21 protein-coding genes are annotated in these 24,768 nt (G+C 67.7%); 10 read left to right on the plus strand and 11 right to left on the minus strand.

Going from position 1 to position 24,768, the window contains the following annotated elements; genetic code table 11:
• The first annotated feature begins 77 nt into the window (after positions 1-77).
• Genes AC1D2K_RS06660 through AC1D2K_RS06695 form a run of 8 tightly spaced genes read left to right on the plus strand, consistent with a single transcriptional unit; the run spans position 78 to position 9,277 of the window.
• Positions 78-533, plus strand: a complete 456-nt coding sequence (locus AC1D2K_RS06660; RefSeq protein WP_478087310.1) for a lipocalin-like domain-containing protein — start codon at positions 78-80, stop codon at positions 531-533.
• Positions 530-2,245, plus strand: coding sequence for a phenylacetic acid degradation protein PaaN (paaN, locus tag AC1D2K_RS06665; RefSeq protein ID WP_478087312.1), 1,716 nt, complete (start codon positions 530-532; stop codon positions 2,243-2,245). Before AC1D2K_RS06660 ends, paaN begins: the two co-directional genes overlap by 4 nt.
• Before the next feature lie 11 nt (positions 2,246-2,256).
• Positions 2,257-3,702 carry a carotenoid oxygenase family protein gene (locus tag AC1D2K_RS06670; RefSeq protein ID WP_478087314.1) on the plus strand — a complete coding sequence of 482 codons (1,446 nt, stop codon included), beginning with the start codon at positions 2,257-2,259 and terminating at the stop codon, positions 3,700-3,702.
• 16 nt (positions 3,703-3,718) lie between these two features.
• On the plus strand, positions 3,719-5,470 hold the full coding sequence (locus AC1D2K_RS06675; protein WP_478087316.1) for a class I adenylate-forming enzyme family protein: 1,752 nt from the start codon (positions 3,719-3,721) through the stop codon (positions 5,468-5,470).
• Entirely contained in the window at positions 5,467-6,192 is a 726-nt protein-coding gene (locus tag AC1D2K_RS06680) for an alpha/beta fold hydrolase (RefSeq protein ID WP_478087317.1), read from the plus strand. Before AC1D2K_RS06675 ends, AC1D2K_RS06680 begins: the two co-directional genes overlap by 4 nt.
• Positions 6,189-7,175: a Bug family tripartite tricarboxylate transporter substrate binding protein gene (locus tag AC1D2K_RS06685; RefSeq protein ID WP_478087319.1), complete on the plus strand. Its 987-nt coding sequence runs from the start codon at positions 6,189-6,191 to the stop codon at positions 7,173-7,175. Before AC1D2K_RS06680 ends, AC1D2K_RS06685 begins: the two co-directional genes overlap by 4 nt.
• Before the next feature lie 11 nt (positions 7,176-7,186).
• Positions 7,187-8,230: an NAD(P)H-dependent flavin oxidoreductase gene (locus AC1D2K_RS06690; RefSeq protein WP_478087321.1), complete on the plus strand. Its 1,044-nt coding sequence runs from the start codon at positions 7,187-7,189 to the stop codon at positions 8,228-8,230.
• Between the two features lie 51 nt (positions 8,231-8,281).
• Positions 8,282-9,277, plus strand: a complete 996-nt coding sequence (locus tag AC1D2K_RS06695; RefSeq protein ID WP_478087323.1) for a winged helix-turn-helix transcriptional regulator — start codon at positions 8,282-8,284, stop codon at positions 9,275-9,277.
• Here AC1D2K_RS06695 and AC1D2K_RS06700 read toward each other — a convergent pair.
• Both AC1D2K_RS06700 and AC1D2K_RS06705 read right to left on the minus strand, forming a co-directional pair.
• The gene (locus tag AC1D2K_RS06700) at positions 9,225-10,349 is read right to left on the minus strand and encodes an adenylate/guanylate cyclase domain-containing protein (protein WP_478087325.1); all 1,125 of its coding nucleotides are present in this window, start codon (positions 10,347-10,349) and stop codon (positions 9,225-9,227) included. The two genes, AC1D2K_RS06695 and AC1D2K_RS06700, sit on opposite strands and share 53 nt — an antisense overlap.
• Before the next feature lie 67 nt (positions 10,350-10,416).
• Positions 10,417-12,867: a sensor histidine kinase gene (locus AC1D2K_RS06705; RefSeq protein WP_478087327.1), complete on the minus strand. Its 2,451-nt coding sequence runs from the start codon at positions 12,865-12,867 to the stop codon at positions 10,417-10,419.
• Between the two features lie 177 nt (positions 12,868-13,044).
• Between AC1D2K_RS06705 and AC1D2K_RS06710 the strand changes: the two genes are divergently transcribed.
• The gene (locus tag AC1D2K_RS06710) at positions 13,045-14,028 is read left to right on the plus strand and encodes an ABC transporter substrate-binding protein (protein ID WP_478087329.1); all 984 of its coding nucleotides are present in this window, start codon (positions 13,045-13,047) and stop codon (positions 14,026-14,028) included.
• Positions 14,029-14,047: 19 nt separating this feature from the next.
• On the opposite strand, the gene AC1D2K_RS06715 is transcribed toward AC1D2K_RS06710, so the two are convergent.
• Genes AC1D2K_RS06715 through rpiB form a run of 7 tightly spaced genes read right to left on the minus strand, consistent with a single transcriptional unit; the run spans position 14,048 to position 20,960 of the window.
• Positions 14,048-15,004 (minus strand): sugar-binding transcriptional regulator, encoded by a 957-nt coding sequence (locus AC1D2K_RS06715; protein WP_478087331.1) that lies wholly within the window; start codon positions 15,002-15,004, stop codon positions 14,048-14,050.
• A 43-nt stretch (positions 15,005-15,047) separates the two neighbouring features.
• Entirely contained in the window at positions 15,048-16,142 is a 1,095-nt protein-coding gene (locus AC1D2K_RS06720; protein ID WP_478087333.1) for an alcohol dehydrogenase catalytic domain-containing protein, read from the minus strand.
• Between the two features lie 25 nt (positions 16,143-16,167).
• Complete coding sequence (locus AC1D2K_RS06725) at positions 16,168-16,956, minus strand: GolD/DthD family dehydrogenase (protein ID WP_478087335.1); 789 nt, start codon at positions 16,954-16,956, stop codon at positions 16,168-16,170.
• Complete coding sequence (locus AC1D2K_RS06730; protein WP_478087337.1) at positions 16,953-17,951, minus strand: substrate-binding domain-containing protein; 999 nt, start codon at positions 17,949-17,951, stop codon at positions 16,953-16,955. The genes AC1D2K_RS06725 and AC1D2K_RS06730 overlap by 4 nt, the downstream gene beginning before the upstream one ends.
• 25 nt (positions 17,952-17,976) lie before the next feature.
• The gene (locus tag AC1D2K_RS06735; RefSeq protein ID WP_478087348.1) at positions 17,977-18,963 is read right to left on the minus strand and encodes an ABC transporter permease; all 987 of its coding nucleotides are present in this window, start codon (positions 18,961-18,963) and stop codon (positions 17,977-17,979) included.
• Positions 18,963-20,441: a sugar ABC transporter ATP-binding protein gene (locus AC1D2K_RS06740; protein WP_478087338.1), complete on the minus strand. Its 1,479-nt coding sequence runs from the start codon at positions 20,439-20,441 to the stop codon at positions 18,963-18,965. The genes AC1D2K_RS06735 and AC1D2K_RS06740 overlap by 1 nt, the downstream gene beginning before the upstream one ends.
• Positions 20,442-20,453: 12 nt before the next feature.
• Positions 20,454-20,960 carry a ribose 5-phosphate isomerase B gene (gene rpiB, locus AC1D2K_RS06745; RefSeq protein ID WP_478087340.1) on the minus strand — a complete coding sequence of 169 codons (507 nt, stop codon included), beginning with the start codon at positions 20,958-20,960 and terminating at the stop codon, positions 20,454-20,456.
• A 285-nt stretch (positions 20,961-21,245) separates the two neighbouring features.
• Here rpiB and dhaL point away from each other — a divergent pair, with 285 nt between their 5' ends.
• The gene (dhaL, locus tag AC1D2K_RS06750; RefSeq protein ID WP_478087342.1) at positions 21,246-23,021 is read left to right on the plus strand and encodes a dihydroxyacetone kinase subunit DhaL; all 1,776 of its coding nucleotides are present in this window, start codon (positions 21,246-21,248) and stop codon (positions 23,019-23,021) included.
• Between the two features lie 67 nt (positions 23,022-23,088).
• Here dhaL and AC1D2K_RS06755 read toward each other — a convergent pair whose 3' ends face one another.
• Positions 23,089-24,192, minus strand: coding sequence for a DUF2855 family protein (locus AC1D2K_RS06755; RefSeq protein WP_478087344.1), 1,104 nt, complete (start codon positions 24,190-24,192; stop codon positions 23,089-23,091).
• Positions 24,193-24,306: 114 nt separating this feature from the next.
• Positions 24,307-24,732: an organic hydroperoxide resistance protein gene (locus tag AC1D2K_RS06760; RefSeq protein WP_478087346.1), complete on the minus strand. Its 426-nt coding sequence runs from the start codon at positions 24,730-24,732 to the stop codon at positions 24,307-24,309.
• Between the last annotated feature and the right edge of the window lie 36 nt (positions 24,733-24,768).

Raw genomic sequence — 24,768 nt, forward strand, 5'->3', positions numbered from 1 at the left:
GCTCGAAGCCCCTCTTGCATGCGGCAATCGAGTTGTCTAAACTGAGTTCAATTAAGAAAGTTAAAAGGAGACATTGCATGCAGGAACGCAATCCCTTGCTCGGCACATGGCAGCTCGTCCGCTGGGACATCGGCTACGGCGACGGCCGGCCCGCCACGCTGCCTTACGGCGAAGCGGCGGTGGGGCTGATCCTCTACAGCACCGACGGCTGGATGAACGCCTGCATCGCGCGGCCCGACCGGCCCAGGCTGTCGAGCGACAGCGTGCGCAGCGCCCCGGAGCGGGAGCGCCTGGCGGCCTTCGAGAGCTACTTCCAGTACGCCGGCCGCTACGAGATCCGCGGCGAGCCCGGCGCGCAGCAGGTGGTGCACTCGGTCACGCAGTCGCTGAATCCGAACTTCGTCGGCACGCAGCAGGTGCGGGACATGCACTTCGATGCCGAAGGACGGCTCACGCTGTCGGCCTCCGACACGGTGCCCGGCACGGACGTCGCGCGCCATCACCGGCTGATGTGGAAGAGGGCCGCTGCATGAGCGAGGCGCTGGTGGCGTCGACGCTGTACGAGAAGCACCGGGCCACCTTCGAACGCGCGGTGCGGGCCTGCAGTGCGCGCCACTGCTGGAGCCCTTATCCCGAGATGCCTGGCCAGTATCCGGACGCCGCCCGCGCGCAGGCCGCCGGGGCGCAGGCCTTCCGCCGGCAACTGGGTCAGCGCTTCGTGCTGGACCAGCCCGGCATCACGGCCGAAGTCGGCGAGGAGCTCTCGCCCTACACCCAGCAGCCGCTTGGCATCCTCTATCCGCAGTCCGACATCGACCGGCTGTTCGACGCCGGCGAAGCCGCGATCCCGGCCTGGGCCGACGCCGCGATCGACACCCGCATCGGCGTCCTGATGGAGGCGCTCGACACGCTCTACCGCGAGCACCTGTTCGAGATCGCGCACGCGGTGATGCACACGGCCGGCCAGAGCTTCAACATGGCCTATGCCGGCTCGGGCGTCAACGCGCTCGACCGCGGCATCGAGGTGCTGGTGCACGCCCGCCAGGCGATGGAGGCGATCGCGCCGAGCGCGCGCTGGGAGCGCAGCTTCGGCGCCGCGCGCATCGTGCTCGACAAGACCTATCGGCTGGTGCCGCGCGGCGTGGCGGTCTGCTTCAGTTGCGCCAGCTTCCCGACCTGGAACGCCTGGCCCTCGATGCTCGCCAGCCTGTCCACCGGCAATGCGGTGATCGTGAAGCCGCATCCGGCGACCGTGCTGCCGATGGCGATCACGGTGCGCGCCTTTCGCCGCGTGCTGGAGGCGGCGGGCTTCGATCCGAACCTGGTCACGCTGGCCCTCGACACGCAGGCCTCGCCGATCGGCAAGCAGCTGGTTGGGCATCCGCAGACCGCGATCGTCGATTTCACGGGCAGCGTCGCCTTCGGCCAGTGGGTGGAGCAGCATGCGCACCCGGCGCTGGTCTTCACCGAGACCGCCGGCTGCAACACGGTGGTGATCGAGTCGGTGGAGGATCTCGACGCCGTGCTGCGCAGCCTTGCCACCACGCTGTGCATGTTCAGCGCCCAGATGTGCACCAGCCCGCAGAACATCTACCTGCCGGCGCAGGGCGTGCGCACGCCGCAGGGTGTCGTGAGCCTCGACGAGGTCGCGCGCCGGTTGGCCGCTGCGGTCGCAGCCATCGCGGGCGAGCCGAAGAAGGCCGCGATGATCCTCGCGGCGCTGCAGTCGACGCAGAGCATCGCCTTGCTCGATCGCCTGGAACGCGAGGGCGAGACCCGCGGCCGGGTGCTGCTGCGGCCGGCGCCCTACGTGCACCCCGAGTTTCCCGAGGCGCGCACGCGCACGCCGTTGATGCTCCAGGTCGGCAAGAGCGAGCGCGACCTCTACGGCGAAGAGCGCTTCGGTCCGGTGAGCTTCGTGATCGCCTGCGACGACGCGGCCGATGCACTGGCCCAGGCCACGCGTGACGTGCGCGAGTTCGGCGGGCTCACGGCCTTTGTCTATTCCACCGACGAGGCCTTCGTCGCCCGCGCCGAAGCGACCTACGCGAGGGCCGGCGCGCAGCTCACGATCAACCTCACGGGACCGATGCCGCTCAACTTCGCGGCCGCCTACAGCGACTACCACGTGACCGGCCTGAATCCGGCGGGCAACGCCAGCCTGACCGACCTGGCCTTCGTCGCCGGCCGCTTCCGCATCTCGCAATCGCGCCGGCCTTCGCGCAGCGCGCACCCCTCGAACTGAAGGAGAACGACATGGGACAGAACGACATACCCGTCCTCACGGGCGGCTTCGCGCCGATCGAGGACGAAGTCACGATGGAACTCACCGAAGTCGAGGGCGAGATCCCGCGCGACCTCACCGGCATGCACGTGCGCAACGGTCCCAACCGGCGCTTCGAGGCCCCGGGCCGCTACCACTGGTTCGACGGCGACGGCATGCTGCATGCCGTGCGTTTCGAGGGCGGCCGCGCGCACTACCAGAACCGCTGGGTCATGACCGACAGCCTGAACGAGGAACTCGCGGCCGGCTCGGCGCTGTGGCAGGGCATCAAGGACCCGCCGCGCAAGGACCGGCCCGACATGCCGGTGAAGAACACCTCGAACACCGACGTCAAGTTCTACGCCGGCCACCTGGTCTCGATGTGGTACCTGGGCGGCTCGGTCTACCAGTGCCGGCCGAACGACCTGTCGACCGTCGGCAAGCTGGAGTTCGATCCGCGCATGAAGGGCCTGCCGGTGTCGGCGCATTCGAAGGTGGACGAGCGCACCGGCGAATTCCTGTTCTTCGCCTACGGCAAGGAGTCGCCCTACATGCACTACGGCGTGATGGACCGCCACGGCGCCTTGCAGACCTTCATGCCGGTGCAGCTGCCCGGACCGCGCCTGCCGCACGACATGGCGATCACGCCCAACTACACGATCGTGCACGATCTGCCGCTCTTCTACGACATGGACGCCTTCGCGGCCGGCCGCCACAAGCTCAAGTTCCATCACACGCTGCCCTCGCGTTTCGGCGTCATTCCGCGCCATGGCACACCCGAGCAGATCCGCTGGTTCGAGGCCAGCCCGACCTACATGTACCACGTGTCGAACGCGTGGGAAGAAGCCGATGGCCACGGCGGCATCGAGATCGTGATGACCGGCACGCCCTTTCGCCTGCCGCGCGACTGGCGCGGCAACGTCGAGGTGGACCGCTTCCCCAAGATGCTCGCGAACCTGGAGCACGACTTCATGTTCTACGAATGGCGCTTCAACCTGCGCACCGGACAGACCCGCGAGCGGGTGCTCGACGACATCGTCAACCAGGAGTTCCCGGTCATCAACTCGTGGATGCAGGGCCACAAGACGCGCTACTCGTGGAACGTGCTGATGGGCCGCAGCAACCGCGCCGAGGATCCGCGCTTCTGCGGCTTCGTGCGCCAGGACCTCGAGCGCGGCATCAGCACCAGCTACCACGAGGGCGTGCACAAGTGGTTCAGCGAAGCGCCCTTCGCGCCGAAGGACCACTGGAAAGCCGAGGACGACGGCTACCTGGTGGGCTTCATGTGGGACGACGAGAAGAAGGCGTCCTTCGTCACCGTGTTCGACGCCAGCGACGTCGCGCAGGGCCCGGTGGCACGCATCCGCATTCCGCACCGGGTGCCCAACGGCTTCCATGCCACCTGGGTCAGTGGCGAGCGCCTCCAGCGCGGGTACTGAGAAACGGGACGCCGCCATGATCCTCGTGCCTCAAGACAAGATCGACGACTACACCGCGCGTGGCTGGTGGGGCAGCATCACTTTGTGGGAGCTGTTCCGCAACAACCTGGCGGCACATCCGGATGACGAGGCGGTGGTCGATGCACCGAACCGCGCCGACTTCGCGCACGGCGCGCCGCGCCGGCTCACGTGGTCGCAGCTCGGCGACGAGATCGACCGCTTCTGCCTCATGCTGCTGGTGGAGGGCATCCGCCGCGACGAAGTGATGGTGGTGCAGTTGCCCAACTGCATCGAGCAGTTCGTCGTCTACCTCGCCTGTGCGCGGCTGGGCATCATCGCGACGCCGGTGCCGATCCAGTACCGCGAGCACGAGCTGGCGCAGATCCTCGAGATCACGCAGGCCAGCGCGGCCTTGAGCTTCTCGCGCATCGGAAAGGCCGAGGGCGGGCATGCGGCTGCGCGCATGTATGCCGGCCTGCGTGCCGCGCACCCTTCGCTGCGCACGGTGCTCGCCTGGGGCGACGCCGTGGACGAGGGCATGGTCGACGTCGCGGCGCATCTGCGCCTGCCACCGGGACCCGGCGACCTGCAGCGCCTCGCGCAGGCCGAGCGCGAGGCTGCCGTCACGGCCAACGACGTGTTCACGATCTGCTGGACCTCGGGCACCGAGGCCAGCCCCAAGGGCGTGCCGCGCAGCCACAACGAGTGGCTGGTGATCGCGCCCTCGATCATCGAGGCCGGCGAGATCCGCGAGCGGGCGCGCCTGCTCAATCCGTTCCCGCTGGTCAACATGGCAGGCATCTCCACCGCCTTCGCCGCCTGGCTGGTGCTGGGCGGCACCGTGGTGCAGCACCAGCCTTTCGCGCTGCCGGTGTTCCTGCAGCAACTGCGCGACGAGTGCATCGACTACACGGTGGCGCCGCCGGCGATCCTCAACATGCTGCTGCAGAACGAGCAGCTGCTCGAGGGCATCGACTTCGGGCGGCTGGCGCGCATCGGCTCGGGCTCGGCGCCGCTGTCGGACTGGATGGTGCGTGGCTTCGCCGAGAAGCGCGGGGTGCAGATCGTCAACTACTTCGGCTCCAACGAGGGCGCCGCGCTGTCGGGCAACCATGTCGACATCCCGGACCCCGGGCTGCGCGCCCAGTTCTTTCCGCGCGCCGGCGTGCCGGGCCATGCCTGGAGCATCTCGACCACGCGCAAGATCCGCACGCGGCTGGTGGACTGCGAGACCGGCGAGGACATCGAGGACGGCGGCCGCCCCGGCGAGATCCGCTTCGACGGCCCGACCATCTTCAGCGGCTACTGGAACGCGCCCGGGCTGAGCCAGCGCGCGTTCGACGAACAGGGCTTCTACAAGACCGGCGACCTGTTCGAGATCGCCGGAGATCGCCTGCAGTACTACCGCTACGTGGGGCGCTCCAAGGACCTGGTGATCCGCGGTGGCGTCAACATCTCGTCGGAGGAAATCGAGAGCCTGCTGCTGGCCTGTCCCGGCGTGCGCGAGGCCGCGGTGGTCGGCGTGCCCGACGAGGTGCTCGGCGAGAAGCTCTGCGCCTGCGTCGTCTCGGTCGACGTCGCCGCGCCGGCCACGCTCGAGGGGATCAACGCTTTCCTGCGCGAGCACAAGCGCGTAGCGGTCTACAAGCTGCCCGAGTACCTGCTGCCGCTGGCCGAGCTGCCGCGCAACCCGGTCGGCAAGATCCTCAAGCGCGAGCTGCGGCTGCGCGCGCGCGCACTCGCCGACCTGCCGGGAGTGGTTGCATGAAGCCGGTGCTCCTGCTGATCCCCGGCATGCTGAACACGGCCGCGGTCTGGCGCGAGGTGGTGCCGCTGCTGCAGTCGCGCTTCGATGTCCGCATCGCCGACGTCCAGACCCAGTCCAGCATCGCCGAGATGGCGCGCGATGCCTGGGCCCGTGTGGCCGATGTGCCCCTCGGCGTGCCGGTGCGGGTCTGCGGCTTCTCGATGGGCGGCTACGTGGCGATCGAGATGATCGCGGGGCAGGGCCGCCGGGTCGACGGCCTGGTGCTGCTCGACACCTCGGGCCGGCCCGAGTCGACCGAAGGCGCAGCGCTGCGCGAGAAGACCATTGCCGCGATCGGCCGCGATTTTGACAAGGTCACGGCCGGCGTCGCGCAGTTCGCGACCGACGATGCGCGCCATGCCGACGAGCCCTGGATGGCCGCGCTGCGCACGCTGCTGCGCGAGGTCGGCCCCGAGGCGGCGATCCGTCAGAACCGCGCGATCGTCGGTCGCTCCGACCATCGCGAAGCGCTGGCCGCGCTGCGGATTCCGGTGCGTGTGGTGTGCGGCCGAAGCGACCGCATCACGCCGCCCGAGCTGTCGCAGGAACTGGCCGCGCTGATGCCGTCCGCGCGGCTCGAATGGATCGAGGGCGCGGGCCACATGACGCCGCTGGAAGCGCCGGCGCAGGTGGCCGCCGCGATCGGCTCGCTGCTGGACCCCTCTACAGGAGACAAGACATGAACCGACGCATCGCCTGTTTGCAGCTCGGCGGCCTGGCGCTCGCGAGCGCCGCACCCTGGGCCCGCGCACAGGACCCTGCCGCCTTCCCGGACAGGCCGCTGCGCATCGTGGTGCCCTTCGCGCCCGGCAACACCCTCGACACCGCGCTGCGCCAGGTGGCCGAGGAGTTCAAGAAGAACGCCGGCCAGCCGCTCCTGATCGACAACAAGCCCGGCGGCTCCGGCATCATCGCGGCGCAGACCGTGATGAGCGCGCCGCCCAACGGCTACACGCTGCTGCTGGCCAACACCAGCATGTTCACCGTCAACCCGCACACCTTCGCGCGGCTGCCCTACGACCCCGAGAAAAACTTCAGGCCGGTCAGCAACTTCCTCGGCGCCTCGATGGTGATGGCGGTCAACAACCAGGTGCCCGCCAACGACATCAAGGAATTCGTCGCCTGGACCAAGGCGCGTCCGGGCAAGGTGTCGTTCGCTTCCTTCACGGCCGGCAACTCCTCGCATTTCGCCGGCGTTCTGCTGAACCAGCGTGCCGGCATCGACATGGTGCACGTGCCTTTCAACGGCACGCCGCCGGCGGTCACGAACCTGGTCGGCGGCCAGGTCGATGCGGCCTTCCTGCCGCTGCTGGCGGTCAAGCCGCAGGTGGACGCGGGCAAGGTCAAGGTGCTGGCCGTGACGAGCCCGCAGCGCTCGGCGCTGATGCCGCAGGTCGCGACCTTCCGGGAGCAGGGCTACCCCGATCTCGAGATCTACATCTGGGCGGCGATCGCGGCGCCGGCCGGCACGCCCGATGCGGTCATCGCCAGGCTCAACGGCGAGTTCGTGAAGATCCTCCGCTCGGCCGAACTCAAGGAGAAATGGAAGACCATGGATTTCGAGACCCTGCCTTCGACCCCGCAGGAATTCACCCGCTTCGCCCAGGCCGACTCGAAACGCTGGGCCGAAGCGGTGCGGATCTCGGGCTTCAAGGCCAGCGAATGAGGCACGCCGACATGACGACGAATTCGATCCCTCCCTTCCAGCTGCGGCTGCCGGTCATCGCGGCGCCGATGTTCCTGATCTCCGGGCCGGCACTGGTGCTGGCCGCCTGCCGCGCCGGCATCGTCGGCGCCTTCCCCACGCCCAACGCGCGGCCGATCGAGATGCTCGACGCCTGGATGCGCGAGATCACCGAAGGCCTGGCGCGGGCGCGCGACGCGCAGCCGGCCGCCACCCTCGGCCCCTGGTGCGCGAACCTGGTCACGCATTCGTCGAACACGCGGCTGGCCGAAGATCTCGAATTGGTCGCTCGCTACAAGCCGCCGATCGTGGTCACGGCGCTCGGCAGCCCCAAGCCCGCGATCGAGGTGGTGCACCGCTATGGCGGCCGCGTGTTCGYGGACGTCATCAACCTGCAGCTCGCGAAAAAGGCGGTGGCGGCCGGCGCCGACGGCCTGGCCTGCGTGTCGGCCGGCGCGGGCGGCCACACCGGCTTCCTGTCGCCCTTCGCCTTCGTCAGCGCGGTGCGCGAGTTCTTCGATGGCTTGGTGGTCACCGGCGGCGGCATCAGCGACGGCTGGGGCGTGGCCGGCGCGATCGCCTCGGGCGCCGACTTGGTCTACATGGGCACGCGCTTCATTCCGGTGGCCGAGAGCCTGGCGCCGGACGCCTACAAGAAGATGCTGGTCGACAGCACGGTCGACGACCTGGTGGTGAGCGCGGGCGTCACCGGGACGCCCGCGAGCTGGCTGAAGGCGTCGCTGCGGGCCAACGGCCTCGATCCCGACAACATGCCGAGTGCGCCCCAGCGCCAGTACGACAGCGGCCAGCCGATGGCAGCCCGGCGCTGGAAGGATGTGTGGGCCGCCGGCCAGGGCATCGGTGCGATCCGCGAGGTCGAGACCGTGACCGCGGTGGTCGATCGGCTCGAGCGCGAGTATGCGCAGGCCAGTGCACGATTCGCCGGCCTGGCGCAGCCTGCTGCGCGCGCTGGCGCGAAGGATCCGCGACACACGCCTGAGAGCTCAGAATCGGCGAGCTGTGCGCAACCGTCGTAAGCTTCGTGGCTGAGCGCGGCGGCGCGCGACCCACAAGCTGACAATCATCCGGTGCCACTGACTCCCGAAGAACTCGACCTGCGTCGCGACGCGCTGGCCACCAGCACCCTCGACCACGGCCTGCAACTGCTGGGCGACCGCTGGACCATGGCGGTCGTGCTCGGCGCCTTTCTCGGCGTGCGGCGCTTCGATGAATGGCAGAGCCGCCTGGGCATTCCACGCCACACGCTGGCCCAGCGCCTGCGCGCGCTCACCGCGCTCGGCCTGCTGCGCCAGCGCCCCTATCAGCAGCGCCCGCTGCGGCATGGCTACCACCTCACGGCCAAGGGGCTCACGCTCTACCCGCATGTGCTCATGATGTGGTCGTGGGAGCGGCGCTGGGGGGCTCGTGCCTCCGACCTGCCCGAGCGCCTGGTCCACATCGGCTGCGGCCACCCATTCGTGCCCTGGCTGGCCTGCGGGGCTTGCGGCGACAAGGTCGGCATCGGCGACCTGAGCTTCACGCTGGAGGCCGTCGACGCGCTGCGCGAACACCCGCCCGCGCGCGGCCGCGCCCCCCGGCTGGCGCAGGCCGAAGGTGGGGAGCCCGGCCTGGGCCTACGGGTGGACCGCTGGGCCTTGCTGATCATCTCGGCCGTGCTGCTCGGCTGTCATCACTTCGACGAACTCAGTCATGTGCTGGGCATCGGCAGCAGCGTGCTCACGCGCCGGCTGGCGGGCATGGTCGACACCGGGCTGCTGCTGAGCCAGGCCGATCTGGCCGACGGCCGGCGAAGGATCTACCGGCTGACGCCCGCGAGCCGCGACCTGTTCGGCTACATCCTGTGCTTTTCGAGCTGGGCCAGCCGCCATCACTTCATCGAACCGAGCTCGATCCGGCCGATGCACCGGGCCTGCGGACATGCGTTCGCGCCGCAMGTGGTGTGCAGCCACTGCCAGCAGCCCTTGCTGGCGCGCGAGGTGCGGGCGGAGGGCCCCGCGGCGCATCATCCGATCAAGACGCGGCCACGACCCGCCACGCCGCCACCCGGCGCTGAAACCCCTTGAGTTCCAGTTCACCCGCTCCCTCGATCGACCATTCGGCGGTCTTCGCCGCGACGTCCTGCAAGGCCGCCTGAACGCGCTGCGAGATCAGGATTTCTCCACCGCCGGCTTCGCCGCACAGGCGCGCGGCCAGGTTGGTGACCGTGCCGATGGCCCCGTAGTCGATGCGCCCGTCGAAGCCGATGCCGCCGAGCGTCGCGAAGCCCTGCGCGATGCCGATGCCCATGTGCAGGTCATAGCCCCGGCGGCGCCATTGCCCGCTGAGGGCCGCCATCTCGCGCTGCATCTGGACCGCCATGCGCAATGCGCGCGCCGGCGCATCGGCCACGGGCTGCGGGTCGTTGAAGAAGATCATCATGCCGTCGCCCGAGAAGCGCTCCAGCGTGCCCTCGTGGGCAAGCACCAGCTGCCCCATCGCGGCATGGTATTGCGCCAGCACGGCCATCACTTCCTCGGGCTCGGCCGTTTCGGTGAACGCGGTAAAGCCGCGCAGGTCGAGAAAGACGACGGTGATCTCGCGCCGATGGCTCCTGAGCGGGTCGTCGGCGCCGCCGGCAAGAATCGCCTCGGCCAGCTGCGGCGAGAAGAAGCGCTTGAGCTGCCCCACGCGTTCCAGTTGCTGAACACTCTCCGCCACGCGTTGTTCCAGCGTGGCGTTCCAGGCCTGCAGCAAGGCCTTTTGCTGCTGGACTTCGTCGTACAGCGTCTTGACCCGCAACAGGGAGCGCACGCGTGCCATCAGCTCGGCCTGGTTGATGGGCTTGCCCAGGAAGTCGTCGGCGCCGGCCTCCAGGCCCTTCACGCGCTCCTGCTCCGGATCGAGTGCGGTCACCAGCACGATCGGCAGCACCGCGCAGGCGGGATCGGCGCGGAGGGCGCGGCACACGTCATAGCCGTTCATGCCCGGCATCATCACGTCCAGCAGCACCAGGTCGGGTGGGTCGGCCGCGATGCATGCCAGGGCCTCTTCGCCGGACGCCGCGGTGCTCGTCCGGTAGCCGCGCGCCGTCAGGACGTCCGCGAGCAGCCGCACGTTCTTGGCGACGTCGTCGACGACCAGGATATGCGGACTCATTTCCAGCGCCCCCCGCACGGCAGCCGAAGCGCGGCGGCCGGAAATGCCTCGGCGATCAGGACCGTGTTCATCCGATGGCCTCCAGGCTCTGCAGCGGCAGCTGGAAGGTGAAAGTCGAGCCTTCGCCGGGGCGGCTGTCGACGCGCAACGTGCCACCGTGCAGCTCCACGAAGCGCTTGGACAGCGACAGCCCCAGCCCGGTGCCTTCGGCCTTGCGCAGGTAATCGCCGCCGGCCTGTCGGAACTCGTCGAACACCAGCGAGTGGTCTTCGGGCGCGATGCCCACGCCGGTGTCGGTCACGCTCACCTCGACCAGGGCCGGGCCGGCTGCCGTCTCGATGCGGCGGGCGTCCAGGCGCACGCGGCCGCCGGCCGGCGTGAACTTCACCGCGTTGGACAGCAGGTTCACCACCACCTGCTTGAGCTTTCGTGCGTCCGCCACCCATTCCGTCAGCCCTTCGCCCACCTCCAGCGACATCGACAGGCCGTTGCGCTGCGCGCGCTCGCGCACCAGGGTCAGGGCGTTGTCCAGCAGCAGGCCGAGATCGAAGCAGCTCAGGTCCAGCTCCATGCGTCCGGCTTCGATCTTCGACAAGTCCAGCACGTCGTTGATCAGCGTCAGCAGGTGCTGGCCCGACGAGTGGATGTCCCGCAGGTATTCCATCTGCTTGGCATTGACGTCGCCGAACATCTGCTCGGTCAGCGCCTCGGAAAAGCCGATGATGGCGTTCAGGGGCGTGCGCAGCTCGTGCGACATGTTGGCCAGGAACTCCGACTTGTGGCGGTTCGCCACTTCGAGCTGGCGGCTCTTGTCCTCGATCTCCTGGAACAGGCGCGCATTCTGGATCGCGATCACCGCCTGGTCGGCGAAGGTCTCGACGAGGCGGACCTCGGCCTCCGAGAAGCGCCGCACCTCCCTGCGAACCACGGCGATGATGCCGAGCGATGCGCCCTCGCGCACCATGGGAACGCCCAGTACGGTACGGAATCCGTGGCGCGACTGGGGGTCGCGCGAATCGGGGTAGTCGGAATCGATCAGGCGGGCGACATCCTCGACGTGCACGGTCCGGCGCTCCAGGAAGGCGCGTCCCACCACCGATCCGCGCGTCAGCGGCAGGACTTCATCACGGCCCGATTCGGAGCCGTCGCTGGCGCCCTGGTAGCCGGTCATGGCGCGCAAGTGATCACCCTCCGGCAGCCAGACCCGGCATCCGTGGGCCCGGCACAGCACCGCGGAACGCTCGGCGACGGCCGACAGGACGGGCTGGAGCTCGGTCGGCGAACGGCTGATGACCCTGAGAATCTCCGCTGTCGCGGTCTGGTACTCGAGCGACGCCGTCAGTTCGGCGGTGCGCTGCTCGACCTTGCGCTCCAACTCGCCGTACGACTCGCGAAKCTGCACCGACATGCGGTTGAACTGCTGGGCCAGGCCTTCGAGCTCGTCGCCCGTGTGGACGACGATCTCGGGATTCAGATCGCCCCGGCCGATGCGCCGCGCACCGCGGGCGAGGGTGCGGATCGGCCGCACCATGCTGCGCGCGAGGACCGATGCCGCCAGCGCCGAGATCGCCAGGCCCGCGAGCAGCAGCACGGCGGCGCGCAGGATCGAGGCGTTCAGCTTGGCATACACCTCTGCGATCGGCTGTTCGACGAACACCTTCCAGCCCAGCGAATCGATCGGCGCCATCGAGGTCAGCACGGTGGCCCCCTGGAGGTTGCGCGACACCATCGCCTGCGGTTTCGACGGGCCGTCGGCCGCCGCGGCAGCCTGGACATGCGGCAACGATGCCAGGCTGGTCTTGCGAAGTACCAGCCCGATGTCGGGGTCTGCCACGAGCAGGCCGTTGCCGTCGATCGCATAGGCCTTGCCCGCGTGGCCGATCTCGATGCGCGATACGACATCCCAGATGAACTTGAGATTCAGCTCGGCCACCGTGACCGGCCCCTTCGCGCCGCCGGACCGGATCGCCACCGTCATGTAGGGCTCGGTGTCGCGGTTGAAGTACACCGGCCCGAACCAGGCCGCATCGGGCTCGGCGTTGCGGAACGGCGTCTCCGACGACCGATCCCTGCCGGAACCCACGACGTCCATGCCCAGCCGCGATACCGCGATCTGTTCGCGACCGGCACGGTCGAGCTGCGCGATGTCGGTCACTTCCGGGGCCAGGCGCAGCAGCCGCCAGAATTCCGTGCGCCGCGACTCCAGGTCCGAGGCGTCGAGCTGGGCCAGGGACGCGTAGGCCAGCTGCTGGGACACCTGCTGGACGTGCTGCTCGATCCGGGAGGCCGCGCCGACGGCCTTTTCGTGCTGCAAGCTGGCCAGGGCCGCCTTGGTCTCCTGATAGGAGAAATAGAGGCTGATCGCGCTGGACGCCAGCAGCACCGTCGTCACCAGCGAGAGGATCAGCAGCAGGTACTTGCGGAACAGGCGCCCGCGGTGGACATCCCGCGTGGCCCTTGACAGCACCGTGAAGCGTCGGCCATCGGCTGGCGGTGCGAGCTCGCCCGTCGGTGACACAGGGGACGAATCCGGGGGCATCATGGCCTGCCCATTGGACATCGCCGTCCGCGCGATGGGAAGACCGGTCGCGTAGGCCGATCGGCCGACCCGGACCCCACGCATGAGGCACAGGCGATGGGCCGGAAGCGGCGCAAAATCGCCCTTCTGAGGACGCTGGCAACAAGGAGATGTCCGATGCGCAGCAAGATCCTGTGGCTCCTTCTTTGCACCGTGCTGGCGGCTGCCGGTTCCCTTGCCCGGGCCCAGCAGCCGAGGAAGGTCGCGCGCGTGGGTTATCTGGCGGCCGTTTCGGCCAGCRCCGACGCGCCGCGCCTGGAAGCGTTTCGGCAAGGGCTGCGGGATCTCGGCTATGTCGAAGGGCAGAACATTTTGATCGACTACCGCCACGAGAGCCAGGATCTGCAGCGGCTCCCCAGCCTGGCGGCCGAGCTGATTCGCCTGGACATCGACGTGCTGGTCGCGGTGACGACCAACGCGGCGCAGGCCGCCAGGAAGACGACCACGACGGTGCCCATCGTCTTCATGGGCGTCACGGATCCGATCGCCACCGGACTGGCCGAGAGCCTTGCGCGGCCCGGCGGGAACAGCACGGGCATCACCAACGTGGCGGCCATCCTCACCGGCAAGCGGCTGGAGCTTCTCAAGGAAATCAACCCCAGGATCGCCCGTGTGGCGGTGCTGTGGGATCCACAGGCGCCCGGCTCCGTCCCGCAGTGGGAGGCCAGCCGGCTGCCGGCCGAGAAACTGGGCCTCGAGCTCTATTCGATGGAGGCCGGCAGCGCCGACCGCTATGCGGCAGCGTTCAAGGAAGCCGTCAAGGCGCGCAGCAATGCCGTGTGGGTCACGCTGAACCCGGTGGCCAATTCAAACCAGAAGCTGATCGCGGAGCTGGCCATCGAACATGGGTTGCCATCGATCTGCGCGCGGGGCGACTATGCGGAAAACGGCTGCCTGATGGCCTACGGACCCGGCTACGGCACCGAGGGCAAGGACGGCGCCCGCTACGTCGACCGGATCCTGAAAGGCGCCAAGCCCGCGGACCTTCCGATCGAGCAGCCGACGAAGTTCGAGTTGCTGATCAACCTGAAGACGGCGAAGCGGCTCGGGTTCACGGTCCCGCAGTCGGTTCTGAACCGGGCGGACAAGGTGATCCAGTGATCCTTTGGCGGGCGAGCGGTCAATTCTCCCCAGGCGTCGCGCTGCTCAGCTGCAAGACCGCCATCGCGTTGCTCGCCGTGGTCGCCAGCGTATTGATCGTGCGCGTGCGCAGTGCGCCGAGCATCGCCGTGACCTTGCTCGATTCGGCCACGATCGCGATCACGTCGGGGATGCGTTCCAGGTCGTTGCGATTGAGCCCCACGACCCGCCCCTGTATCGGCGTCATCGCCGGCCGGCCGTGGATGTCGATGAAGTCGTAGCCCATCATGTCGCCGACCGTCCCGGTGCGCTTGGCATCGCTGATCTCGCGGGCCGAGAACCAGCCCATGCGGACCATGTTGCTGTCCTCGCTCATGTCGCCGACGCCGATCATGGCAATGTCGGCGCGCCGGGCGCGGTCGAGCGTATGGCGGACGGTGTCGTTCTCGAGCAAGGCCTGTCGCACGGCGGGTTCCCCGACCAGCGCGGGCGCGTAGAGCGATTCGGACTCGCCGCCGAAACGCGCCGCCAACCGCCGCGCGATGTGGTCGGCGTTCATCGTCTCGCCACCCCGGTAGCTGCCGCCGATGGCGCTCACGAAGACGCAACTGCGGCGCGTCGCCGAGATCGCGTGCTCGCTGACCGCGCTGACGTTGCGCCCCATGCCGACCGCGACCACGCTGTCGTCGACCAGGATGCGGTCGAGGTAACCTGCCACGACGCCCGCCAGCAGCGCGCGCTGGCTTTCGGGTTCCTTGTGGTCCACGGAGATCAGCGCGCGCTGGATGCCGAAGCGCTCGACCAACTGCTTTTCCAGGTCGGACGTGAGCGCTGCATGCGGACGCACGCGGATCTCGACGATGCCTGTCTTCTGCGCCTTGCGCAGCAGGCGCCCGATGGTGGCGCGCGAGATCGCGAAGCGTTTCGAAAGCTCTTCCTGGGTCTGCCCATCGATGTAGTACAGCGTGGCGAGCTGAGCCAGGTCGTTTTCCGTCATGCAGCGGTTATATCAGCGCGCCACCCGCCCGGCGCCGGCAGGCTCAAGGTGCCGGCTTCAGCAGCACCTTGATGGAGTCCGTCGAATCCGCGAGCTTGATCGCCGCATCCCACTCGGACAAGGCGAAGGTGTGGGTCACGATGCCCGCGGACTTGACGAGGCCGCGGGCGAGCAGGTCGATCGCAACGGGATAGCAGTCGCCGCTCAGGTGGGCGCCCCGAAGGTCGAGTTCCTTCTCCTCGCCGATGATCGACCAGTCGACCGTGGTGTCGCGCCCGAAGACACTGAACTCGACGAAGCGACCGAGCTTGCGGATCATGTTCAAGCCCTGCGTGACACCGGCCGGCGCACCCGTCGATTCGATGTAGACGTCGCAGCCGTAGCTGTCCGTCAACGAGCGAACGATGGCCTCGGCATCCTCTTGCCCCGGGTTGATCACGACGTCGGCGCCGAAACCCCGCGCCAATTCGAGGCGCTGGTCGATCATGTCGATCACGATCAGCTTCTTCGGTGTCTTGAGGCGCGCGACCTGGACCATCAGCAGGCCGAGCGTCCCGGCGCCGGCGATGACGACCACGTCGTCCAGCTGGATGTCGGCCCGGTTGACCGCGTGGATCGCGCAGGACAAGGGCTCGGTCATGGAGGCATCCTCGAACGAGATGTGCCCTGGGATCTTGTGAATCACTGCGCGTGCCGACAAGCGCATGTAGTCCGCCATGCCGCCGTCCGCCACCTGCCGCTGGAAGCCGTAGACGTCGTGCACCTCGCACATCCAGCGGAAGCCCGTCTTGCAGTAGCGGCATCGGGTGCAGGGAACGATCTGTTCGGCGATCACCCGATCGCCAAGACTGACGCCGTGGAACGCCTCGGCGCCTGCGCCGATCTCGACCACGTGGCCCCAGAATTCATGGCCGGGTATCACGGGCGGTTTGACGTAGGCCGGCTTGTTCCTTGATGGGTCGCCCCAGAAGCGGGCCGCACCCGAGTGGCACTTGCAGTCGCTGGCGCAGATGCCGCAGGCGGCGATCTTGATCACTACCTCGTTGGCGCCGGCCGCCGGTCGCTTGACCCGCTCGAGACGATAGTCCCGGGGCGCATGGCAGACGACTGCCAGCATGTCCGTGTCGTGAAAGTTCATTGTCTCGTCCTCCCTGGAGTGCCGATCACTGGGCTGTGTAGCCGCCATCGACGATGATGTTTTCTCCTGTGACCATGGCCGAGGCGTCGCTCGCGAGGAACAGGATGACGCCGGCGATCTCGTCCGGCCTGGCGAAGCGGCCCACCGGAATCCGCGTTCGCATGGCGGCGCCCGTTTCGCCGGCCCATGCCTTCCTGCCCAGGTCGGTGTCGACCACCGTGGGCGAGATGGCATTGACGGTGATGCCGTGTGGGGCCCACTCGAGTGCCAGCACCTTGGTCAGGCCGATCAGTGCGGCCTTGCTGGCGCAGTACGCCGCATGGCGATTCAGCGCGATCACGCTGGCCTGCGAGGCCAGGTTGATGATGCGTCCGTAGCCTCTCTGCTTCATGCCGCGCCCGACCGCCTGCGCGAGCAGAAAGGGGGCCTTCAGGTTGATGGCCATCGTCCTGTCCCACGCCGATTCGGAAAGGTCTTCCGCCTCATCGAGGAGCGCGACCCCGGCGTTGTTCACCAGGATGTCGACGGCACCGAAGCGGTCGTGCGCCTGCGCGATCGCCTCGGCGATCGCGGAGGGTTCCTCCAGATCGACAGCGCATGCCAGATGGCGATCGAGACCGCCTTCGAGGTCGGCTGCGACGCCGGCCACCTCGCCGCGAAGGTCCAGCAGGGCGAGGCGGGCGCCGCACTGCGACAGCAACTCGGCGGCCGCCAGCCCGATGCCGCTGGCGGCGCCGGTGACCACCGCCACCTGCCCCGAGAGATCGAAGCCGTGGGTCCAATGGGAGCTCGCGGCGGTGTCCTCGCGCGTCATGGCGCCTTGACCTTGTTCAGGAAGGGCGCTGCATTGGCCGGCGTGATCTCGGTCCAGGGCACCGTGTACGACTTCGCCGTACCGTCGCCCCAGGGCATCTGCTGCGCATACTCGGCCCAGATGGTCGAGCGCGGTGTGTAGGAAGGCCCCTTGATCGCGCGCAGCGCAACGTCCATCGCGCCCTGCGCCTGGGCCTGGGCGTCCTGGAAGTTGGTCGTCATCTCGTTGCGCTGCACTGCACCGATGGCGGCGGCGATGCCGTCGATGCCGACCACGGGGATCTTCCGGATGTCCATCCCCTTGGACTTGATCGCCTGCACGGCCCCCAGCGCTTCGTCGTCGTTCTGCGCGATGACGCCATCGATCTTTCCGGGGAACGCCGTGAGCCAGTTCTCCATCAGCGCCATCGACTCGGCGCGCGACCAGTTGCCGGTCTTGCGTGCCAGCACCTTCACTTCGGGGTGTCGGGCCAGCACTTCGTCGTTGCCCTTGGCGCGCTCGATCTGGGCGGACTGGCCGATCGGCCCTTCGATGATGACGATGTTGCCTTTGCCGCCGATCTTCTTCATGAGCGTTTCGGCCTCCATGCGGCCGGCGACGACGTCGTCGTTGCCGACGTAGGAGGTCAGGACATCGCCGGCGACGCGGGTGTTGGAGCCGACGACGGGGATGCCGGCCCGGATCGCCTTCTGCACCGGTGCGGCGCCGGCCTTGAGGTCGATCGGCACGAAGATGATCGCATCGTATTTTTGCGTGATCATCGTGTCGAACTGGTTGCTCTGCGTGAGTGCGTCGTAGTTGCCGTCGAAGATCGTGATCTTCACGGAGCCGTCCTGCACGGAAGGGTGCGCCTTCAGCTGTGCGCTCCACATCTGCATGAACTCGCCCTTGAGGCCATAGATCGCGGCCCCGACGCGCAAGGGTTTGTCTTGTGCATGCGCGGCCACTGCGGTCGCCAGAGTGAGGGCCAGAGCCAGATTCTTCAGTCGTGTCATGTTGTCTCCCTGTGTGAAAAACTGCCTATGTGCTCTTCTTGCGTGACGTGTCGAGCAGCACGGCGCCGACGATGATCACGCCCTTGATCACCTGCTGGTAGTACGAAGAAACGCCCAGCAGATTCAAGCCGTTGTTGATGACGCCGATCAGCAGCGCGCCCAGCAGGGTTCCGCCCAGCGATCCGGTGCCGCCCGAAAGACTGGTGCCGCCGATGACCACGGCGGCAATGGCATCGAGTTCGTAGGAGATGCCGGCCTGGGGCAGGGCGGCGGTGGTCCTGGCCGCGAGCAGGATGCCGGCCAGCCCCGCCAGCAGCCCGCTGACCGCATAGACCGCGAACACGACCTTGCGCGTGCCGATGCCGCTGGTCTTGGCGCTCTTCACGTTGCCGCCGACCGCATAGATGTAGCGCCCGTAGATCGTGTAGCGAAGCACGAACCAGAACACCCCCATGACGACCGCGAAGATGACGATCGGCAACGGCACGCCGCCAAGGCGACCGTCGCCGATCGCGAGGAAGCCCGGCGGAAGGTCGGAGACGGGCATGCCGTCGTTGAAGATGTAGGTGAAGCCGCGAGCGGCGCTCAGCATGCCCAGGGTCGCCACGAACGGCGGCACCGAGAAGCGTGCGATCAGCAAGCCGTTGACGGCGCCCAGCAACAGGCCCACGCCCAATCCCGCGAGGACGCTGCCGGTCACGCCGTAGGATCCGCCGCTCGCGACCAGCCAGGCGCTGACGATCCCCGAGAAGGCCAGGATGGCACCCACCGACAGGTCGATGCCGCCGGTGAGCACCACGTAGGTCATCCCGACCGCCAGGATGCCGTTGATGGAGGTCTGGCGCAGGATGTCGGCCCAGTTGCCCCAGGTCATGAAGAACTCTGTGGCGAGCGACAGCGAGATGCAGACGACGAGCAGGGCCGCAAGGATGCCGTAGCGGCCATAGAGCTCGCGCAGGTCCAGCGAGGAGCGGTCGGAGCCTTGGGGCAAGTGAAGGGCGTTGTTTGTCATCATGAAGCCAGGTGCAGGAGTTCCTCTTGGGTTGCGCGGCTGGCGTCGACGACGGCAACCAGGCAACCCGCCTTGAAAATCGCGATGCGATCGCTGGCGTCCAGGACTTCCTGTGCCTCCGAAGACACCAGCAGGACCGCGCCGCCGGACAATGCGAATTCGTTCAGCAGTTGATAGACCTCCTGCTTGGCACCCTCGTCGATGCCCCGCGTCGGCTCGTCGCACATCAGGCACAGCGGCTGGGTGGAGAAGCAGCGCGCCAGCACCACCTTCTGCTGATTGCCGCCACTCATGGACGAGACCGGCAGCGCCGTCGAGCGGGTCTTCATCCGCATGCGCTCGGCCATCGCCGCGACCAGTTTCCTGACGGCGCGGTGGTTGATCAGCGAGAGGGTCGTCATGCGCCGATAGACTGACAGGGCGATGTTCATGGCGATGGAGCTGGTCAGGACGAGTCCTGTTTCCTTGCGGTCCTCGGTGACCAGCGAGAGTCCGGCCGCGATGCTCCTGGCGGGGCTGCCGATGGCCAGCGTCTTGTTGCGCAGCTTGATTTCGCCGTGCTCCGGCGTACTCAGGCCGTAGATGCAGTTGAGGAATTCGCTTCGGCCAGCACCCATCAGGCCGTAGATCCCCAGAACCTCGTTCTTGTGTACGGTCAGCGAAATGTCCGAGAACTCACCGCGCCGTCCGAGCGCGATCGTTTGAAGTACCGGGGCGCCGGGTGCGCGGCGCGCCTTTTCGGCCGGCTTCAGTTGTCGCCCGACGATGGTGCTGACCAGGTGGCCACGATCGATCTCGCCGATCAGGCCGCTTTCGACGAAGCGGCCGTCGCGGAACACGGTGTATCGATCGGCGATCCGGAAGATTTCCGACAGGCGATGAGAGACGTAGACGATGCCGGCGCCATGGGCCGTCAGGTTGCGGATGGCATCGAACAGCACCTCCGTCTCGCGCTCGCCGATGGCCGAGGTCGGCTCGTCCATGATGATGATCTCGCTGTCGCGGCTGAAGGCCTTGGCGATCTCGACGAGCTGGGTCTGCGCCAGGCTCAGGCGGTGCATAGGCGCTCGGGGGTCGATGTCGAACCCGAGCCGCTCCAGCAACCGCCCGGTGGTCGCGAGGATGCGCGGGTAGTCCACGACCACGCCGAGGCGCCGGGGCTCGCGGCCCAGGTAGATGTTCTCGGCGACCGTCATTCCCGGGATGGGCGAAAGCTCCTGCGTGATGATCGAGATCCGCGCACGCAGGGCGTCGTCCGGGCCGTCGAAGTCGATGGGCTTGCCCCTGACCTGGATGGCGCCGCCGTCCCGCTGGAGGATGCCCATGAGGATGTTGAGAAAGGTGGATTTGCCGGCGCCGTTGCCGCCGCACAGGGCGTGGACGCTGCCCGGTTCCAGCGTGAGGCGTCCATCGATCAGGGCGGGCACGCCGCCGAAGCTCTTGGCGACACCTTCGGCTTTCAGCAGGGGCGTGTTCATGGGGCTCTGAGCTCAGCGGTCGTTGCCGGCGCCTTGACCTTCGTCTATCGCGGTCGGCGGGCGGCCGGTTGCTTGGGCCTTGCGTCCCTCGTAGGCGGCGATCACGGCCAGCTTGACGCTCGACGGCCCGCCTTCGAAGTGCGCGCCCAGATAGCGGTCGACGATGGCCTTGGCCAGTTCCGGCCCGACCACCCGCGACCCGATGGTGATGACCTGGGCATCGTTGCTGCGGCTGGCACGCTCCGCCGAGTAGGTGTCGTGTGCCTGAGCCGCACGGATGCCGGCGACCTTGTTGGCCGAGATGGCCATCCCGATGCCGGTGCCGCACAGCAGCACCGCGCGCTCGTGCTTTCCGCCCRCCACGGCTTCGGCGACCGCGATGCCGATGTCGGGGTAAAGCGCCGATTCATCGCCGTGCGTGCCGAAATCCGTGACCTCATGGCCTTGCGCGCGGAGGTGCTCCTTGAGCACGGCTTTCAGTTCGCGAGCTGCTTCGTCGCAGCCAATGGCCACATTCATGTTTGTTCTCCCTGACCTCATGAGCGGAAGTCGATCGCCCGCTTCGGTCGGGAGTATTGCCACAAATGATCATTTGTCAATTGAAAGGTCGAATGATCTATCTGGTTTTCATGGAATTGCTTGGTTTTGCTGAAATTGACAGTTGAAAACTCCATGAAATCACGAACTTAATAAAACATAAGACCTTCTGGCTGATGTATCAAAAGATCAAATGAGCAAATCATGATCATTTGAGATATCTGTTGCCTAGAATCTGCCGCTTGACCAAGCAGTGGAGGGGAAAACATGGCTTCGAACCGCGTCATCAACAGTCCGGACGGAGTGGTCGACGACATGCTCGTCGGCTGGCTCCAAGCGCATGGCAGTTCGATGCGCGCGTGCGTCGGCAACCCGCGGGTCGTCCAACGCCGGCAATCGTCAGAGCCGGGAAAGGTCGGTGTGGTGACGGGTGGCGGTTCGGGCCATGAGCCGGCTTTCCTCGGTTATGTCGGCGACGGCATGCTCGACGCGGTCGCCATTGGGGAAATCTTCTCGTCGCCAACGGCCAGGAGCTTCCTCGATGCAATACGCGGCGCGGACGGGGGCGCCGGCGTGGCCTGTCTTTATGGCAACTACGCCGGCGACAACATGAACGTGAAGATGGCCGTCGAGCTGGCCGCGCGAGAAGGCATCACGGTTCGAACCGTCACCGCGAACGACGACGTCGCGTCCGCGCCGCGCGGTGACGAGGCCAAGCGCCGGGGCGTGGCGGGCGAAATCCTGATGTGGAAGGTCGGTGCTGCCAAAGCCGCCATGGGCGCGGCGCTGGCGGAGGTGATCGCCGCCGCCCAGAAGGCGATCTCGAACACCCGCAGCGTGGGTGTCGGGCTCTCGGCCTGCGTCATTCCGGCGGTCGGCAAGGCCAACTTCATCGTCGAGCATGGAACGATGGAGGTCGGCATCGGCCATCATGGCGAGCCCGGCATCGCCGTGCGTCCCACGGTCTCGGCCGCCGAGATGGCCGAGATGATGCTCGGCGCGGTGCTGCCCGACTTGCCGTTCGGGGCCGGCGACCGCGTGGCCGTCCTGGTCTCCGGGTTGGGCGCCACGCCCGTGATGGAGTCGTACATCCTCTACGCAGAGGTGGCACGACGGCTCGAGGCCCATGGCATCGCGATCGCATTCAATCGCGTAGGCAACCTGTTCACCTCGCTCGAGATGATGGGCGTGACACTGACCTTGATGAAGCTTGACGAAGAGCTTGAGGCCTGCCTGAGCTACCCGTGCAGCAGCGTCGCGTTGACTGTCGCTGGAAGCATGCCAACGGGCCGCGCCTATGCGAACTCGATCGCATCATCGGCTGCGTCCGAAACTGGCGCGATCGCTGTTGCAGTGCCACGGGCTGTGGTCGGGACCGCATTGACGCTTGCCCAAGCGGGCGAATGGGTGCGCGACCTGGTCGACGCGGTGATCGCCAACCGCCAGCACCTGAGCGAGATCGACGGCTTGATCGGAGATGGGGATCATGGCGTCAATATGGCCAAGGGCTTCGGCAACTGCGCGGCGCGGCTCGATGCGCTCGGTCCACAGGCGAACGAGCTTCCGGCAGCGCTCGACCAGCTCGCTCAGGCATTGCGCGATGACATCGGCGGATCGATGGGCCCGCTCTACGGCAGCTTCTTCGGTGAAATGGCCGCCACCTTGGCGCCCCATTCGCAATTGGACGCCGCGTTGTTCGGTGACGCCTTGTCGGCTGGTGTTCTCGGGGTGCAGCGCGTGGGCCATGCCATGGTGGGCGACAAGACGCTGATCGACACGCTCGTGCCGGCCCTCGACGCCTATCGCGCGACGCTGGCCGGCGGCGCGGATTTCGCCGCCGCGCTTCGCGCGATGAGCGCTGGGGCTGCCGCCGGCAGGGATTCGACGAAGTCGCTGCAGGCGAAGGTGGGACGCGCTGCGCGCCTGGGCGCACGATCGATCGGCGTGTTGGACGCGGGGGCGACCAGTTGCTGCCTGATTCTGCAGACACTGGCAGCCTCGGTGCAGCGGCGGCTCGCGCAGGCTGGGGACCGCGCCAGCTGAGGTGTGTGGCGTGTGCGGGTCGGGCACCGTGCCGGGCGCCGGACAAGTGCGTCGGGAAAAATGATCTTCAGGAAAGCGACAGGATGTGCCCCACCCGCGGATCCCCCCGCCCCGCCAGCACCTGCGCATAGGCCGCCTGTACCGCCGGACCCCCCGCATGGTGCTCGACGCGCAGCCATGGCGTGCGTGGATTCGCCGCCCGGGCAGCGAACGCCTGCCAGGCTTCAACCATCCGCTGCCCGAACACCTCGCCGCCCCAGTCGCCGATGCGCTTCCTGATCTGCGCCGGCGCGAAGAACAGCGTGGCGCGCGGTCCGGGCAGGGTCTTGCCCGCGCCGCTGGCCGCCAGCTGGTCGACATGGGTGCCGCCGATCGACGCGCTGTGCTTCAAATTCGCGAAGCGCGTGTGGATCTCGCGCCGCAGGCTTGCGTTGCCCGCGAAGTCCACGTAGACGCAGGGCGTGTCGGCGGCGACCTGGTCGAGCTCCTCGTAGGCCAGCACGCGGTCGTAGCAGCCCAGGCTTTCGCAGAACGCCCGGTTGGCGGCGGACGTCAGGCCGATCACCTCGATGCCCTTGCGCTGCTTCAGCTGGAAGGCGGTGCCGTAGGCGGTCTTGCTCGAAGCGCTGGACAGCAGCGCGGCACCCGGTCGCGCGCCGAAGAATTCGTTGTCGTCGAGGAAGTCGTCGATCAGCCACGAGGTGATGAAGAGCGGCCGCAGCAGCGCCTGCAGGTCTTCGGTGTCGGCCGTGTAGAGCGGGTCGGAACGCGTGCGCTGGTATTGGTTGTAGACCACGGGCAGGGCGCTGCGATGCGCCGCGCCGTCGCTGAGCCGATCGGGCGAGAGGCGCTCGGGTGTCAGCACCGCGGCCGAGGCCATCGGGAAGTAGCCGTAGAGCCTTTCGCCCACCGCCACGCCCGGATGCAGCGAGTGCGACACGCTCGCGAAGCCCCACACCGGAATGATGCCCCAGCCTTCCTCGCCGCTCGGGAAGAACTGCCAGTAGCTCATCGCTTCGCCGAAGGCGGCGTAGGTGATGTTGTTCGAGGTCAGCGCGAAGCGCTCGATGCGCACGCGGACCTGCCCGTCGGCCAGCCGCGTGTCGGCGGTGGTGTGCAGGCGGGTGGAGGAAAGGTCGTCCTTGCGGACCAGCAGGGTGTCGGTGCTCATCGGGGAACCTTAGCGCAGAGGCTTGCGGAACGCACGAGAAAAAGCCCGGCAACGGGTCGCTCGGGCGACTCCTTGCCGGGCTTCGACGGCTGGCGTGGCGCCCGCCGCTGCCGATCAGACGATCGAGAGTTCGACGTCGATGTTGCCGCGCGTGGCGTTCGAGTACGGGCAGACCTGGTGCGCGGTGTCGACCAGCAGCTGCTTCTGCGCGGCGTCGAGGCCCGGCAGCGTGATCGCGAGCTTGACCGCGATGCCGTAGGCCTTGCCTTCGTTGATCGGGCCGAGCGAGACGCTGGAATCGATCGCCACGTCGTCCGGCACCTTGACGCTGATCTTCGGGCCCACGGCCTTCATGGCGCCGATGAAGCAGGCGGCGTAGCCGACCGCGAACAGCTGCTCGGGGTTGGTGCCGGGCTTGCCCGAGCCGGGCGAGCTGAGCTTGACGTCGATCGCGCCGTCGCTGGATTTGCCGGCGCCATCGCGGCCGCCGATGGTGTGGGCTTGCGCGGTGTAGAGAACCTTGTCGAGCTTGGTGGTCATGGTGATTCCTTTGCAGTGGTGGTGGGAGGGGGAAAA

This window comes from Variovorax sp. P1_H12_2 (assembly GCF_056405335.1).

What these genes read in the sequence shown, in the direction of transcription:
- paaN (WP_478087312.1), top strand. Translation starts at nt 530, where the DNA reads ATGAGCGAGGCGCTGGTGGCGTCGACGCTGTACGAGAAGCACCGGGCC.
- AC1D2K_RS06670 (WP_478087314.1), top strand. Translation starts at nt 2,257, where the DNA reads ATGGGACAGAACGACATACCCGTCCTCACGGGCGGCTTCGCGCCGATC.
- AC1D2K_RS06730 (WP_478087337.1), bottom strand. Translation starts at nt 17,951, where the DNA reads ATGACACGACTGAAGAATCTGGCTCTGGCCCTCACTCTGGCGACCGCA.
- AC1D2K_RS06735 (WP_478087348.1), bottom strand. Translation starts at nt 18,963, where the DNA reads ATGACAAACAACGCCCTTCACTTGCCCCAAGGCTCCGACCGCTCCTCG.
- AC1D2K_RS06680 (WP_478087317.1), top strand. Translation starts at nt 5,467, where the DNA reads ATGAAGCCGGTGCTCCTGCTGATCCCCGGCATGCTGAACACGGCCGCG.
- AC1D2K_RS06740 (WP_478087338.1), bottom strand. Translation starts at nt 20,441, where the DNA reads ATGAACACGCCCCTGCTGAAAGCCGAAGGTGTCGCCAAGAGCTTCGGC.
- AC1D2K_RS06720 (WP_478087333.1), bottom strand. Translation starts at nt 16,142, where the DNA reads ATGAACTTTCACGACACGGACATGCTGGCAGTCGTCTGCCATGCGCCC.
- AC1D2K_RS06685 (WP_478087319.1), top strand. Translation starts at nt 6,189, where the DNA reads ATGAACCGACGCATCGCCTGTTTGCAGCTCGGCGGCCTGGCGCTCGCG.
- AC1D2K_RS06660 (WP_478087310.1), top strand. Translation starts at nt 78, where the DNA reads ATGCAGGAACGCAATCCCTTGCTCGGCACATGGCAGCTCGTCCGCTGG.
- AC1D2K_RS06760 (WP_478087346.1), bottom strand. Translation starts at nt 24,732, where the DNA reads ATGACCACCAAGCTCGACAAGGTTCTCTACACCGCGCAAGCCCACACC.
- AC1D2K_RS06700 (WP_478087325.1), bottom strand. Translation starts at nt 10,349, where the DNA reads ATGAGTCCGCATATCCTGGTCGTCGACGACGTCGCCAAGAACGTGCGG.
- AC1D2K_RS06675 (WP_478087316.1), top strand. Translation starts at nt 3,719, where the DNA reads ATGATCCTCGTGCCTCAAGACAAGATCGACGACTACACCGCGCGTGGC.
- AC1D2K_RS06755 (WP_478087344.1), bottom strand. Translation starts at nt 24,192, where the DNA reads ATGAGCACCGACACCCTGCTGGTCCGCAAGGACGACCTTTCCTCCACC.
- dhaL (WP_478087342.1), top strand. Translation starts at nt 21,246, where the DNA reads ATGGCTTCGAACCGCGTCATCAACAGTCCGGACGGAGTGGTCGACGAC.
- AC1D2K_RS06725 (WP_478087335.1), bottom strand. Translation starts at nt 16,956, where the DNA reads ATGACGCGCGAGGACACCGCCGCGAGCTCCCATTGGACCCACGGCTTC.
- AC1D2K_RS06715 (WP_478087331.1), bottom strand. Translation starts at nt 15,004, where the DNA reads ATGACGGAAAACGACCTGGCTCAGCTCGCCACGCTGTACTACATCGAT.